General features: G+C 53.2%; 13 protein-coding genes. 6 read left to right on the top strand and 7 right to left on the bottom strand.

What is annotated here, in order from left to right:
• Position 1: 1 nt before the first annotated feature.
• From I2B62_RS10965 to I2B62_RS10955, 3 genes are read left to right on the top strand one after another with little or no spacing between them, the layout of a single operon-like run.
• Positions 2 to 385, top strand: coding sequence for a DUF1667 domain-containing protein (locus tag I2B62_RS10965; protein ID WP_195269112.1), 384 nt, complete (start codon positions 2 to 4; stop codon positions 383 to 385).
• Positions 375 to 2,111: an FAD-binding oxidoreductase gene (locus I2B62_RS10960; RefSeq protein WP_195269109.1), complete on the top strand. Its 1,737-nt coding sequence runs from the start codon at positions 375 to 377 to the stop codon at positions 2,109 to 2,111. Before I2B62_RS10965 ends, I2B62_RS10960 begins: the two co-directional genes overlap by 11 nt.
• 32 nt (positions 2,112 to 2,143) lie before the next feature.
• On the top strand, positions 2,144 to 3,694 hold the full coding sequence (locus tag I2B62_RS10955) for an FGGY-family carbohydrate kinase (protein WP_195269108.1): 1,551 nt from the start codon (positions 2,144 to 2,146) through the stop codon (positions 3,692 to 3,694).
• Positions 3,695 to 3,741: 47 nt separating this feature from the next.
• Here I2B62_RS10955 and I2B62_RS10950 read toward each other — a convergent pair whose 3' ends face one another.
• The 5 genes from I2B62_RS10950 to I2B62_RS10930 form a co-directional block, all read right to left on the bottom strand.
• Entirely contained in the window at positions 3,742 to 5,118 is a 1,377-nt protein-coding gene (locus I2B62_RS10950) for a uroporphyrinogen decarboxylase family protein (RefSeq protein WP_195269106.1), read from the bottom strand.
• Positions 5,119 to 5,133: 15 nt separating this feature from the next.
• Positions 5,134 to 6,576 (bottom strand): SLC13 family permease, encoded by a 1,443-nt coding sequence (locus I2B62_RS10945; RefSeq protein WP_195269104.1) that lies wholly within the window; start codon positions 6,574 to 6,576, stop codon positions 5,134 to 5,136.
• A 303-nt stretch (positions 6,577 to 6,879) separates the two neighbouring features.
• Positions 6,880 to 8,466 carry a helix-turn-helix domain-containing protein gene (locus I2B62_RS10940; protein WP_195269102.1) on the bottom strand — a complete coding sequence of 529 codons (1,587 nt, stop codon included), beginning with the start codon at positions 8,464 to 8,466 and terminating at the stop codon, positions 6,880 to 6,882.
• A 30-nt stretch (positions 8,467 to 8,496) separates the two neighbouring features.
• Positions 8,497 to 9,363, bottom strand: coding sequence for a DegV family protein (locus tag I2B62_RS10935; RefSeq protein ID WP_195269101.1), 867 nt, complete (start codon positions 9,361 to 9,363; stop codon positions 8,497 to 8,499).
• Positions 9,356 to 9,844: a MarR family transcriptional regulator gene (locus tag I2B62_RS10930; RefSeq protein WP_195269100.1), complete on the bottom strand. Its 489-nt coding sequence runs from the start codon at positions 9,842 to 9,844 to the stop codon at positions 9,356 to 9,358. Before I2B62_RS10930 ends, I2B62_RS10935 begins: the two co-directional genes overlap by 8 nt.
• Positions 9,845 to 10,186: 342 nt before the next feature.
• On the opposite strand from I2B62_RS10930, the gene I2B62_RS10925 reads away from it, so the two are divergent.
• The gene (locus I2B62_RS10925) at positions 10,187 to 11,230 is read left to right on the top strand and encodes a VanZ family protein (RefSeq protein ID WP_195269099.1); all 1,044 of its coding nucleotides are present in this window, start codon (positions 10,187 to 10,189) and stop codon (positions 11,228 to 11,230) included.
• Positions 11,231 to 11,273: 43 nt separating this feature from the next.
• Here the strand turns inward: I2B62_RS10925 and I2B62_RS10920 are convergent, their stop codons facing one another.
• Complete coding sequence (locus I2B62_RS10920; RefSeq protein WP_195269098.1) at positions 11,274 to 11,699, bottom strand: XRE family transcriptional regulator; 426 nt, start codon at positions 11,697 to 11,699, stop codon at positions 11,274 to 11,276.
• A 70-nt stretch (positions 11,700 to 11,769) separates the two neighbouring features.
• Here I2B62_RS10920 and I2B62_RS10915 point away from each other — a divergent pair, with 70 nt between their 5' ends.
• Positions 11,770 to 12,477 carry a serine/threonine-protein kinase gene (locus tag I2B62_RS10915; protein ID WP_195269097.1) on the top strand — a complete coding sequence of 236 codons (708 nt, stop codon included), beginning with the start codon at positions 11,770 to 11,772 and terminating at the stop codon, positions 12,475 to 12,477.
• A gap of 56 nt (positions 12,478 to 12,533) precedes the next feature.
• Here the strand turns inward: I2B62_RS10915 and I2B62_RS10910 are convergent, their stop codons facing one another.
• Positions 12,534 to 12,872, bottom strand: a complete 339-nt coding sequence (locus I2B62_RS10910) for a helix-turn-helix transcriptional regulator (RefSeq protein WP_195269096.1) — start codon at positions 12,870 to 12,872, stop codon at positions 12,534 to 12,536.
• A gap of 159 nt (positions 12,873 to 13,031) precedes the next feature.
• On the opposite strand from I2B62_RS10910, the gene I2B62_RS10905 reads away from it, so the two are divergent.
• Positions 13,032 to 14,372 carry a zinc ribbon domain-containing protein gene (locus I2B62_RS10905; RefSeq protein WP_195269095.1) on the top strand — a complete coding sequence of 447 codons (1,341 nt, stop codon included), beginning with the start codon at positions 13,032 to 13,034 and terminating at the stop codon, positions 14,370 to 14,372.
• Positions 14,373 to 14,376 lie beyond the last annotated feature (4 nt).

The following is a 14,376-nucleotide window of genomic DNA, read 5'->3' as shown; positions in this document are numbered from 1 at the left end:
AATGCGGGAAATGACCTGTATCACCTGTCCCAATGGCTGCCGTCTGACCGTTGAGGAGACAGAGGGCCGTATCGTGGTGACAGGCAACCAGTGCCCCAAGGGGGAGGCCTTTGCCATAAGCGAGCTGACAAACCCCATGCGCACCATCAGCACCACCGTCCGGACCACCAGCCCGGCCGTGCCCGTGGTGCCCGTGCGGGTGTCGGGCGAGATCCCCAAGGCACGTATTTTTGAGGTGATGGCGGCCATTAACCGCCTCACCGTAACCGCCCCGGTGGGCCGCGGCGCTGTGCTGGCAGCCGACGTGCTGGGCCTGGGCGTGGATGTGGTGGTGACCAGCGACGTGCTGGCCGCGAGCGTGAAAGGAGAAAAACATGAGTCATAAACCTTATAAGGGCTTTGAGCCCAAGTGGGTCAAAACCCCGGCCCCGGCGGACAGCTACCGCTCGATTTTCAGATGGGGCGATCCCGAATTTGTCAAATACCCCAAGGAATCCCTGTTCAAGATGATGAAAGAAAAATTCCAGATGACCGACGAGGATTTCAAAACCTACGCGGGCGACATCGGCATGGACAGCGTGAAGCTCGACGCTCCCTGCCAGCTGGACGAGGCGCACCTGGAGGCCTTCAGGAAAATAGTGGGGCCGCAGAACGTGACCACCGAGGACTACCCGAGGCTGGCCGTGGCCTACGGCAAAACCGGCTACGACGCGGCCCGGCTCCGTGAAAAACGGGTGGACAGCCTGCCCGACGTGGTGCTCTACCCCAGCGAGACCGAAGAAATCGAAGCGGTCGTGGACTACTGCACCCGGCACAGCATACCGCTTTACGTCTACGGCGGGGGCAGCAGCGTGACCCGGGGCGTCGAGCCCATCAAGGGCGGTGTGTCCCTGGACATGCGCAAGAACTTTAACCGGGTGCTGTCCTTTAACGAGACCGACCAGACCATCACCGTGCAGAGCGGCATCTCCGGCCCCCAGCTGGAGGACGCTCTGGAAAACGCCGAGACACGCTTTGGGGCCAGACGGGCCTACACCTGCGGGCATTTTCCCCAGTCCTTTGAGTACAGCAGCGTGGGCGGCTGGGTCGTCACCCGGGGCGCGGGCCAGAACAGCACCTATTACGGCTGTATCACCGACATTGTGCTGTCCCAGCGATACGCCACGCCCATCGGCGTGATACAGACCAGCCACTACCCCAGAGAAGCCACCGGGCCCGACCTCAACCAGATCATGATGGGCGGCGAGGGCGCCTTCGGCGTGCTTACCGAGGTCACCCTCAAGGTGTTCCGCTACATGCCCGAAAACCGGAAACGCTTCTCCTATATTTTTAAAGACTGGGAAACCGCCAGAAAGGCCGCCCGCGAGATGATGCAGTGCGAGGCCGGCTATTCCTCAGTTTTCCGCCTGTCCGACGCCGAGGAGACCAACCTCATGCTGCGGCTCTACAATGTGGACGAGACCCCGCTGTGGAAGCTTTTGGACATCCGGGGCTACGAGGATATGCGGCGCTGCCTGTTTTTGGGCTTTACCGACGGCGAGAAGGGCTTTTCCAAAAACGTGGCCAAAAACATCAAGCGGATCGCCCGCCGCTACGGCGGCATGAGCCTGACCGCCTACGTGACCAAAAGCTGGGAAAAGGGCCGCTTTAACGACCCGTACCTCCGAGACACCATGCTGGACTTTGGCGTCATGACCGACACCCTGGAGTGCTCTGTCAACTGGTCCAATATGGGCAAGGTGCACAAGGAGGTGCGCGCCGTGTGCCACGCCCTGCCCAATACCATTGTCACCACGCATATGTCCCACTGCTACCCCCAGGGCGCCAACCTGTACTTTATCTTTATCACCCGAATGTCCGACGCCGAGGCCTTCCGGGCCTACCACGCCACCATTCTGGACGCCATTCAGAAATCCGGCGCGGCCATGAGCCACCACCACGGCATCGGCAAGATGTTCGCCCCCTGGCTGGAGGGCCAGATCGGCCGGAGGGAATACGGGGTCTACAAAGCCCTCAAGCAGTATTTTGACCCCGGCTACAACATGAACCCAGGCGGCACCCTGGGGCTGGACCTGGAAGAAGGAGAGAAACGGTTTCTTAAGGAAGAATAAAAGAAAGGCCAAATGAAAAGGGGGAGGTAAGCATGAACGACCGTATTGTACTCGTGTTTGACGTTGGCACCCAGAGCTCAAGGGCCGAGCTGATAAACGACCACGGCGATATTTTGGGGAAAAGCCAGATCCGGCACGAGCCGCCCTACATCTCCGCGCAGCCCGGCTTTGCCGAGCGGGACCCGGAGCTTTACTTTCAGAACATCTGCGAGGCAGCCAGGCAGCTGAAGAGGGACTGTCCCGCGCTCTGGCCCCGGATCGAGGCCGTGTCCATCACCACCATCCGCGACACTGTAGTGTGCGTGGGCAGAGACGGAAAGCCCCTGCGTCCGGCCATCCTGTGGCTGGACAAGCGTCTGGCGAGCGGCGCGCCCAAGCTGTCCCAGCTCTCCAAAATGCTGTTTAAGGCCGTGGGCATGGACGCCACCGCCCGGCTCCAGTACCAGAAATCCCACTGCAACTGGATCGCCGAGAACGAGCCCGAAATCTGGGAAAAGACCCATCAGTACCTGCTGCTCAGCGGCTACCTGATCTACCGCCTCACCGGCGAGATGGCCGACACCGCCGCCAGCCAGGTCGGACATATCCCCTTTGACAGCCAGCAGCGGAGCTGGCAGAAAAAGGGCGCGCTGACCCGCCCCATCTTTGATGTGGCGGCGGACAAGCTCTGTCCCATTGTGGAATCCGGCGAGACACTGGGCCGGATCAGCCCCGAGGCCGCCGGGGCCACCGGGCTGGCCGTGGGACTGCCCCTCATCGCCTCCGGCTCCGACAAGGCCTGCGAGGTGCTGGGCATGGGCTGCACCACCAGGGAAAAGGCCGCCATCGGCCTGGGCACCACTGCCATGATCACCTTTACCATCGACCGCTACCTGGAGCCCGAGCGCTTTATCCCGCCCTATCCCGCCATTATCCCCGGCAGCTATAACCCCGAGATCGAAATCTTCCGGGGCTACTGGCTCATCTCCTGGTTTAAGCAGGAGTTTGCCGAGAAGGAGGTGCGTCAGGCCAGCGCGCTGGGTGTTTCCGCCGAGGCGCTGCTGAACCAGCGGCTCAAGGAGATCCCGGCAGGCTGTGAGGGCCTGCTGTTCCAGCCCTATTTTACCCCCAATGTGACCATGCCCACTGCCCGGGGCGCGGTCATTGGCTTTTCCGACTGCCACACCCGGATTCATATCTACCGGGCCATCATCGAGGGCATTAACTTCGCCCTCATGGACGGCATGCGCCTCATGGAAAGACGGGCAGGCCACTGCTTCGAGGAAATCTATCTGGGCGGCGGCGGCTCCCAGAGCGACGAGATCTGCCAGATCACCGCCGACATGTTCGGCATTCCCGCGGTCCGCACCCAGACCCACGAGGTAGCCGGCATCGGCTGCGCTGAGGCCGCCTTTGTAGGCCTGGGCGCCTTTAAGGATTACGGCGAGGCCGTGGCCGCCATGGTGCGCAAAAAGGACGTCTTTGTCCCGGATATGGAGCAGCACAAAATCTACACCGAGCTGTACCGCGAGGTGTTTAAAAACATCTACGGCTGCCTGTCCGGGCTCTACGGCAGGCTGCACGAGATTTACCACCGGAAATAAGAAAGCACTAAAAAGAAGATGCGGCGTTTCGCCGCATCTTCTCTATTTCAGACCAGTAAAAGAATATTGTCTCTGAAGCTCTGGTTGTAGGTGGTCTCCAGAAATGGCCGCGCGTCCTCTGGGGTGAGCGGATAAATCCGCTGGTGTCGGTCCCAGTCAAAGGCGTATTTGGAGTCAAAGGCCTCAACGGAGGGATCGGGGCGGTAGTTTTCGGTGTTTAGGGCCATGCCGTAAGAGTCGCCGGCATTGTCGTAAACCGCGTAATCCCGGAGGAAATCCGTCAGGGCGTAGAGGTTGTCAAGATTCATATCCTCGGCCGCCATGGGCGCTTTATCGAAGTTAAAGAGGTAGCCGCCGCCGGGCAGCATAATGTCCAGCAGCTCCTTGGCTTTGTCGATGCACTGCTGAGGCGTGCCTGTTTTCAGAAGGGCGAGAGGGTAGAAGCCGACCAGGATAAATTTGTCGCCCAGCTTTTCCTTAAACAGCTTGGGATCGCCGTACTCAAAGGCGAGCATGGTTCCGGCGGGCAGCTCTCTGAGAAGGTCCAGATAGCGTGTCCAGTCACCCTCGCAGAAGGCCCGGACCCGGGCGCCCCTGGCCGCCAGCTGCTCCAGTAATGTTTTATAGGTGGGGAACCAGAGCTCCTCCACATCCTTCGGCCGCATGAAAGGCGGCATGTGCAGCGGGTTGCCGATAAAGCCCTCCGGATGCGGGTTCGGCGGAAGCGCAAAGCGGTACATCAGGGGCAGCAGCGCCTCGCAGGCCTCCTTGATTTGAGACTTGTGGCGTCTTAAATCCATGCTGATGCCGTTGAATCCGCGCAGCTGGTCGCTCAGAAAATCAAAGGGCGCGGCCACGAAGCCCCCGGAGCCCAGGGGCGCGCCGGGATAATAACCGTACTTTTCGGTTAAGTGCCGGAGGGTCTGGCCCATTTGCCCCGTCAGCCTCTGAACCGCGCTTTGGGCGGCCTTTAAGGCCAGAGTGCGCTCGACGGGCTTATCCAGAGCAAGGCTTCCGTAATGTCTGGGAATGGCGGTTTCCAGCATAAAGGCGTAGGGATCCGCGATCAGGGCGCCGTATTCGTCGGCGGTCATACCCGAGACCTCCGGGTGCTGCATCTGCCCGTTGGCGCCCATCTGAAAATTGTTGGAGGCCAGAAACTGGTAATAGGCAGGCACCCGGGCGTTGTGGCCCACGCCGATAATGGGGCAGGTGTCACTGTTTAAAGACAGGCAGATCTTATCAGCGGCGTCCTTGAGCAAATCAAAGTGATACTGGTACTCAAAGGGGCTGATTTTTCCCACAGCGCCCATAATGGTATGCGGGACCTGAATTTGAATGGGCATCCGCTTTGGGATGCGGTTGTTATAAAAATCATTAAAAAGCTGTTTGCGTTCTTCCTGAAGGTTTTTGACATTTTCCATTGTGAGGCTCCTTTTTTAAAAAATAATGTTACCCAGCGGTATTCCGATCAGCGAGAAGATTAAGCTCATCATCACCATGACGATCAGGGCCATCTTTATGATGCTCCGGCTGTCCAGCCAGTCCCGGTTCCCGTAAAGCAGAGCGGCCGACGGCGAGGCCGAGGGCAGCATAAAGCCCAGGCAGGAGGCGTAGGAGATGAGAATAAAACCAACCGTGCTGTTCACGCCCAGGCTGTCGCTGAAGCTGAACAGAATGGTCAGCATCATGATTCCGACAACCGAGTTGTTGATAAAGTTTGTCAGCACAACGGAGGCGACCGTGATCAGGACCAAAAAGACATAGGGGCTGGTGTTGGAAAGGACAGGGGCCAGCAGCTGATTGAGAAATTGCGTGACGCCGGTTTCCTTGGAGGTCATGGCCGTTGAGATGGTGACTGCCGTGGCGACCATAAACAGCATTCCCCAGAGAACGCCCCGGTCAGAGATGGTCTTGATATTAAAGACCGCTTTGCCGTTTTTCCGAATTAACAGGGCGGCGCCAACGACCAGAGCCGTGAGCCCGGTATTGCCAATGGACTGTAAAAAGGTTTTAAGGCCGCACGGCGGCAGCAGTCCTGGCAGCATTAAAAGGAGAACCAGGGCCAGGATCAGCCCGATGGCGATTTTATGCTCAAAATTAAGCCTGTCTTTTTTGGCGGCACTCTGATAATTCAGAATGGCATCCATTTTGGGACGAACAATAATTTTACCGACCAGCGTGTAAGCCGTAATCAGACACACCCCCATAATGCTTGAAAAACACAGGTAGTGCGGATAGGAAAGGCTGAATCCCGGATCCAGGGCCTTGTAGACAGCAAGCTGCCCGGTTATGGGCACCTGGAAGGGAAGAAAGAGTCCGCCCTGCGCGCAGATAAGGGCGATCCCGAAAATGATATAGGTAGGCCATTTGTCGTGCTTCGAGAAACCAACCGTTTCACAGATACCGTAGATGATGCTCCAGAAAATAAGAATGATTGGAATGCTGCCGATGATTGAGGACAGCAGGAAAGCAGCAATTAAGATGCCGACCGTTAAGAACCAGGGCCGGCCCTTAAAAAATTTCCAGAGCGTTACCCGCTCCGCGATTTCTTTGCCAATGCCGGTGCAGGCAATAATGCCGCCGAAAAATAAAAGGAACAGGATGAATAAAATCGTATCGTTCCCGGCAGCCTTGATAAAAGCCTCGCTCACCTTACAGTACCCACTCAGCCCGAGCAGGACCAGTGCGAGAATACTCGGCCAGATGTTATCAACCGTGCAGTAGGCGTAGATCAGCCCGATCATGATGCCCACAAGCTCCATGCCCAGCGGCGTAATGGGATCGACAGCGGGAATAAACCGGAAGCACAGCATGATCACGATGGCGATGATACAGTGAATATAATAGGATATTGAGTTGTTTTTTAGATTTTCGGCCATAATATTACCCCTTATTTTTGATGGATTTTCGGAAAATTAAATCGATTTATACTTTCTGAGTTCATTATACGGATTTTTGCAAAGGAAGTCATTATTCATAGAATCAAAAAAAGCGCAGTGGTTTTTGTACGATTCGTACAATGGAAAAAATGTCCGCTTCAGCACCTGAATAAAGGCTGAAATCACATATTTGCAGGATTTCAGCCCTTTTCACAGCTCAGAAGCCACAGGAAAATTTTGTAATGCTTGCGTATTTCCTTTTTTAAAGGTTTTTTAAAATAACGCTTTGTATGTTTGAAATAATCAGAAGCTTTCCAGATAGTGGAAGATCTCGTAGGAAAAAGCCATGCGGGTGGTGTAAGCATGGTCAAACTGATCAATGCCCAAAAGCTCACGGATGCGGTCAAGGCGGTAGACCAGCGTGTTCCGGTGCACACACAGGGTTTTGGCAGAATCGACCAGGGCGTGGTTGGACTGCCAGTAAATGTATAGCGTATGCAGAAGCTGGCTCTGGTGCTGCTGGTCGTATTGCTTCAGCTTGACGGCGTCCGGGTGGCAGAGGCTCTGGAGCTCCAGCTGCTCTGCCAGCAGGCGCAGGATTTGAGCGTTGTAATAGTCGCTGTAGAGAAAAAGCCGCCGGCCCTTTTCCCGGTCAAAGCAGGTAGTGATGATGAACTCCATGTTCTGGTAATGGCGGTTCAGTTCCTCAAAGCAGTAAAATTTATCCGAGACCACAGCCTGGCTGTGGTGCAGCTCTAAAAACTGGCTGAGGCGGTCCAGGAAGCCTTTCAGATGGAAATCTCTGGCGCCGGTGAAGGTCAGCAGAATGAGCTCGTCTGCCACCTTGTAGACCGTGCCTTCGATTTTATTAAAGGCGGGAATCACAGCGATGCTGTCGGTGAAGGTGGTCTTCAGCGAGCGCAGCACCTGGTTTTTGGTCCGTTCGTCTGGGGACGCGGTGATCTTGATCCGGCTGAGCAGAAAGCCCTCGCCGTTTTTCCAGCGGTTTTTGCTCAGGGCGTGGTTTAAAAAATCAGCGTCGATGCTCCGATTGTTCAGCGAGCGGAAGATCAGCCGCTCCAGCAGATCGACCTTGCTGAAATTCAGCATAAAATCCCGCTTGAACAGGGCGCGGATGATATGGGAAAAGCAGACCAGCAGCTGCTGATGGTACAACTGAAAAGACTGCCGGTTTTCGATGACGGCCATAATAAAAAAGGGCTCGGTCTGCTGCGCGTTTTCGTACACATAAAGGGCATAGCCCGGGTGGCGGCCGTCCTCGCCGGGAATGGCGATAAAATCATAGGTGTTTTCCTTCTGATGGGTTTTGACGTTCTCCAGATAAGCGCTGATGCTCCGGTTCAGCACACCGGTGTCGATGATTTCGCGCCAGGCGGCGTCGCAGCTGTCAAAAAAGAGGAGGCCGTAGTTGTAAAGGGTATGCTTGGCATCCATGATGAACAGGGGGTTCCCCATGACCCGGACAATGAGATTGAGCAGCTCCTTTAAAGAGCGGCTCCCGTAATTGAGCCCCGCTGCCATGAGCTCATCGTAAAGGCGGTTGTATTTTTCAAAAATATCCTGGACCTTCTCGAAAGCGGTCTCCTTATCCAGCCCCGAGATGAATAAATAATTGGGGCTGGAAAGCTTTAGCCCGCAGTGCTTTTTATAAGCATCCTTGGAAAAAACAACCATTAAATTTTGAGGGAGCGGCTGGCTCCGGTCCAATATTTCCGCATCGCCTGCCAGATAGAGGATGGAATCCTTAAAAGCCGTGCCGGCTCTGTAATAGCGGATATTGACCAGGGAAATATCCATGGTATCGGCGATTTCATAACGGTTTGGGTACATTTTCAGGGATTCTGCCAGTATGGGAATGCTGATTTTCATCGCGGTGCCTCCTGTTGGTTTTAGGATACCTTAATCATTCTCGCCCAACACCAGAATGCCCGCGCCCAGCAGATGGGGGCCGACATGGGTGCCCAGAGTGCAGTCTACCTCGCCCTCGTACAGGTTCTCAAAATCAGGCAGCACCCGGGTGTAGTGTTCCCTGACGGCGGCCATCTCCTCTGGACAGCCGCCGTTGGCGACCATCAGGATATAGCGCATACCCTCCCGGGCGTGGGAACTCGCCAGGTCGATCATTTTCTGGATCGATTTCCGGCGGCCCCGTACCTTGGCCACGCTCATGAGCTGGCCGTCGTCGTCGAAGGTGATGATGGGCTTCACGTTGAGCAGGGTGCCGGTCATGGCTGTAATCCGGCCGATGCGTCCGCCCTTCTGCAGGTACTCCAAGGTGTCGATGCTGAAGTATACCCTGGTGTTGGCGATGAGGCGGGGCAGAATGGTTTTGATTTCCCCAAAGCTCCGGCCCTCGCCGATGAGCTCGGCGGTGTGCACCGCGATGGCGCCTGTGCCCAGGCTGCCGCTCAGGGTATCCACCGCGTGCACGGTCAGGCCCTCAAACTCGCTGCCGATCAGCCGCACCAGGTTATAGGTGCCGCTCAAGCCGCTGGAAAAGATAATGGCGAAAACCCTGCGGTAGCCCTTGTCATAAATTTTCTGAAAAAGGGCCCGCACCTCCTCGGGCGCGGGGAGGGAGGTCTTGGGGATCTCCTGTGGCAGGCGGTCATAGACCTCGGCGGCGGTGATATCTGCCCCGTCTGTGTAGGCCCGGTCGCTGAAGATGATCTTCAGCGGCAGAATATGCAGGTCGTGCTTGTCGATTAATGCCTTTGGAATATCCGCGCAGGAATCCGTAAGCACGGCGATTTTTTCTTTATTCATCTGTCAGTTCCTCTTTTTTTCTGTTCTGATTGGCCTCGTGCATGCGCGCAAGCAGGGCCTCGATGGTGTCCATTCCGGTTTGCAGAGCTTCAAAATCCTCCGGCGGGGTGTTTTCTATCACCTGGGCGTAACGCCCCTGGATCACCCGGTCGATTTCCTTCAGGGTTTCCTCGCCCTTTTCGGTCAGAGAGACAAGGACGACCCGCTCGTCATTTTTGTCTCTGAAGCGGTTCAGAAAGCCGGCCTGGGCCAGCTTCTTGCACATGTTGGAAACATTGGCCTTATTCAGCTTCAGGGCCTCGGCCAAAGCCCCGATGGTGAGGGTGCGCGCCTGCCGGACCTCTGTCAGGACCCGGCTCTGCAGGATCGTAAGCCCGTTATCGCTCAGCACATCGGCAAAGAGCGCGTCGATCTCAGTGGTCACATGTCTCACATAGTCGATCAAAATGTCCGCGAATTTTAATACCTCATCAATATACATGGCAGTGTCCGCCCTTTCTTTTGTTGTAGACTAAAATATGTTTACAGTACATATATTATAGTGTAAAGTTAAATTTGTCAACGAAAAGATTCGCAGGCGTTTTCAACGTCAATCCCGGTAAGTTTATATGCATTTTTTTAAGAAACTGTGCTATACTAAACAGGCTAACCGATAATATTGAAAAAAATGCTTAAAAATAAAAAAGGGGTGATTTAACTGCTGAGTGCCTACACACTTCCCATCAAGTTCGCCTGTCTGGTTTTTCCAGTCCTGGCGGCGGTTTTTACCGTTCCCTACGCTGTTTACCAATACCGTAAATTCGGGTCCCTGCTGGTTCTGCGGGTGGTCATTGTCTATTCATTCATTTTGTACATGACCTGCGCCTATTTTCTGACCATGCTGCCCTTGCCACCCATCGCGGAGGTGGCCCATTACACCAGCGCCACCGTGGATCTGGTGCCCTTCAACGCCTGGACGAATTTCTGGGAGAACACCAGTCTGGTCCTTACAGACCCCAGCACCTACCTGGGGGCCATGAAGGAGCAATGCTTCTACGAGCCCTTTTTTAATATTCTGCTGCTGGTGCCCCTGGGCGTCTATCTGCGGTATTATTTCAGGCGGAGCTGGTGGCAGACCATACTCATCGGCTTTCTGGTGAGCCTGTCCTTTGAGCTGATCCAGCTCAGCGCCCTGTTCGGGATTTACCCGAGGCCCTACCGCCTGTTCCAGGTGGACGACCTGATCAACAACACCTTCGGGGCTTTGGTGGGCTTCTGGATCGCCCCGCTTTTCAGCTTTTTCCTGCCCTCGCGGGACCGGCTGGACGAGGTGTCCTACAAGCGGGGGCGCACCGTCACCTATATGCGCAGAGGCTTTGCCTTTCTCTTTGACTGGGCCATTCTCACCGGTGTCCTGCACCTTGCCGGGCGGGTGCTTGGCAGCCCCACCCTCAGCGATATGCTGGCCATGGACGGCAAACGTTCGGTGATGCTGTACGTTATCGTCATTGTGCTGTATTTTATCGTCCTGCCCTGGATCACCAGGGGCAGAACCATCGGCAAATTTCTGGTCGGGATCCGGCTCATGTCTGAGAACAAGCGGCCGCCCAGGCTTTTTCAGTACATTGTGCGCTACGGCCTGCAGTACCTGCTGGTCGTGCCCGCACCCTTTATCGCCATGAAGGTGTACGAGCTGCTGCCCCTGTACACCGGCACAGCCCACACGGTGCTCATGGTCATCGCCCTGGCCTTTGGCCTGGTCTTTGCTGTGTTCATCGTCCAGCTGCTCATCTCCGTCTTTACCCGTGAGACCCAGATCTTTTACGAGTCCCTGAGCCACACGATCAATGTGAGCACCGTGCGGAATGGGCGGCGGAGCAGGCGGTAAAATTTAAAAGAGATGATGCGGCGTTTTGCCGTATCATCTCTTTTCAGTTAAGGGTTTCCTCTTTGCGGTCATATAAAATTTCATTTATCTCATAGATTGAAAGCCCGTGCTTCAAGCCAAAAATCAGAATACAGTCGCGATGTTTTTTAGGATAAAGAAACGCGTGACCAGCTAATTTGAGGACCTGCTGTATTTCTTCAAGCGTGAGCTTCATTCCAATGCACAGCATGATCAGTTTATCCCGGGAAGGCTTTCGTTTGCCTGAGAAAATCTGGTAGCCGTATATTTCGTTTAACTCAGCGTTTTTTATCACAGCGGCCTTTGTCTGCTTTTTCACCTCAAGCAGCGCGTTTAAATGCTCTGGAAGCGTACAGTCAATCAGATAATCCTTGTTCGATTGAAAATAGTTTTCAAGTGTATTGGACGCCATCAGGGCGTTTAAAAGTGCGTCTGTCGGTTTTTTTATCATAAGATCACCTCACAGGGATAGTGTAACATGTTATAATAAAAAGCACAAATAGGAAAAGAATGGAACTGCAATGGAAAAATGGCTGAATGAGAGCTTAAACCAGACTTACACACGCGTGAAAGTTTTAAAGCGAACTGAAAAATCAGAGATATCCGTCTGGATACATAATGAGCTGCAACAGAAAATTGTAAAGCGAGTTTTTAAAGGGGAGAAAAGTGTTTATCAGACATTATTAACATTACAGCATCCCAATTTACCTCGGATTTATCAGATGTTTGAGGAACAGGGAAAAGTAACGGTGTTAGAAGAATACATTGATGGCGTTACAGTGGCCGAAGTTCTGGAAACGGGCCTGTACAGCCAAAATGGTGTACGGAAAGTTGGCGCGGCCCTGTGTGATGCACTTACAATCCTCCATGCAAACGGAATTGTGCACAGGGATATTAAGCCGGAAAACATTATGATCACCAGAGAGAACCGGATTGTGCTCATCGATTTTGATGCCGCACGCACTTTTAAACAGGGAAAAGCGAAAGATACCGTTGCGCTTGGGACAGCCGGTTATGCCGCCCCGGAGCAGTTTGACATCAGTCAGTCCGACTGCCGTACGGATATTTACGCTATGGGGATTTTAATGAATGTTATGCTCACAGGAGAGCATCCCTCAAAATCTGCTGTTAAAGGCCATATGGGACGAGTCATAAGAAAATGTATCAATGTCCTGCCGTCAAAGCGGTATGCAAACGCAAAGGCTCTGAAACGGGCGATTCTATACTAAGCAGCCAGCATAGGACAAAAGACCGCTAAATGATGTAAAATCATTTTAACGGTCTTTTAGTATTCGTCAATTTTTTCAGCCAGAATACGGACGGTCGTCATAAAGGTTTTAACTTTTGCGGGATCTTTGTCCTTAAGCATGGCGTCGATGTTGTTAAAAAGGTTTTTGTCACTGTCTAAGGAATCAAAAACCAGATAATCCAGGCTGACGTCCAGCGCAGAGGAAATTTTATACAGCGTCTCAAGCGAAAGCTTACGGCTTCCCCGTTCGATATGACCGATATAAGACGTCGAAAGGCCGCAAATTTCTCCAAGCTGTTCCTGGGTGAGGTGCTTCTTCTCTCTCTCAGATTTAACACGTTCACCCAGAGCAGTGAAATTTAATTCTCTATTCATGGTAAACTCCTTATAAACTTATTTTAATCAAACTGAATCCATTAATGAATACACTGAAAGCCATAAAAAATAACTAAAAGAATCATTTGACCTTAAGAATAAATGCGATTATAATAAAGGTGAAAATGTAAACGCAAAATATACGAGGAGAAGATAAAAATGTACTGTAAAAATTGTGGAAACGAAATAAAGCCCGGAGACCACTTTTGCCGAAGCTGCGGCGCAGCCCAGGATGATCCCGTCGAGGTAAAAGTGTCAGAAACCACTAAAACAGACCCGCAGGATAATGATCAGACAGAGCTGAAGGAAACAGCAGACGTCAGAACAGACCCCACCCTGTTTGCCGAGGACATGCCGGAAAAAAAGAAAAAATCTGTTGGGAAAGCACCTGTGATTGGGCTTATTATTGTCATCATACTAGCGTTGACTGGTGGAGTCACAGCCTGTTTTTATTTTTGCGGCGTTACCCATGGCAGGGTACAGGTGATTCATTTTGGAAAAGAGGCGCGATTTAATTTTACAAAAGATGAGCTGGTGCAGACGATTAATAAAACCATTGCAGACACGACCGATTGGCTGGCCTGTTTTCCGGACGTGCCGGAGCATCAGAAAGCAGGGCTGAATGACAGTGTCAACAGCGAGAAGCAAGAAGATGGCATACTGGAACGTTTTACAGATGATGACTGGCGTGAGGAGACTAAAAGCGACACCGAAACAGCTTACATCTGTGAAGAAAAGGGAGCGCGCCCTGAGATAACCATTGTCACGGAGACTAAAAGCGGCAAGGTCGTCAGCCTGTCCATGGCCTACAGCCAGCGTGATTTTTTCAATATGAACGCCGGGACTGATAAACCCTACCGCGTATGGCAGGCCGTCGTTATCAGAAGCTGCGATTCAGAGGCAAATCTGGAAGCAATTTACAGCAGCTTAGGTACGCTTGGCGACCCGCTTCACAATTACCGTAACAGTACTGAAAAAGAAACTGTCAGCCATTACCTTCACTATCAGGAAAAAGGAAATAACCTGAATAATTCTGGCCTGAGACTCCAGTTTACAATCACACCGACCACCATCGAGCAGGCTATCTCCGAAAGCGTCCCGGAAGAGAGCGTGCAGGAAGAAACGCTCCCAAAGGAAAAGGCCATGACAGCCGAAGAAGCGGCTAGCAGGCTCAACGGTTCCTGGGAAACAGAGGACACCAATACCTTTATCACCCGTTACAAATTTGTGGAGGGCCATCTGGAATACGTTTATGAATCCTACCGTTCAAAGGCCAATCAGTTGTGGTTTGAGGCAGATTATGACGTTCAGATGAAGGACGGCAGTATAGCTGTTTTAACGCTCAAAAATATTGATAACAAAGGACTATCATCAGCGATGCCGGACCGATATGATAAGCCTCTTGACTTTTCCACCCTGGAGGTCGATTTTGCCGAGACGGAGGACGGCAGCATTCTGATTAACGGTGAAAAAGCTTATCAGACAACACCAGCAAAATAAAGAT

The organism is Eubacterium sp. 1001713B170207_170306_E7 (assembly GCF_015547515.1).
Taxonomy (GTDB): domain Bacteria; phylum Bacillota; class Clostridia; order Eubacteriales; family Eubacteriaceae; genus Eubacterium.
This window is presented reverse-complemented; position numbering and strand designations above follow the sequence as displayed.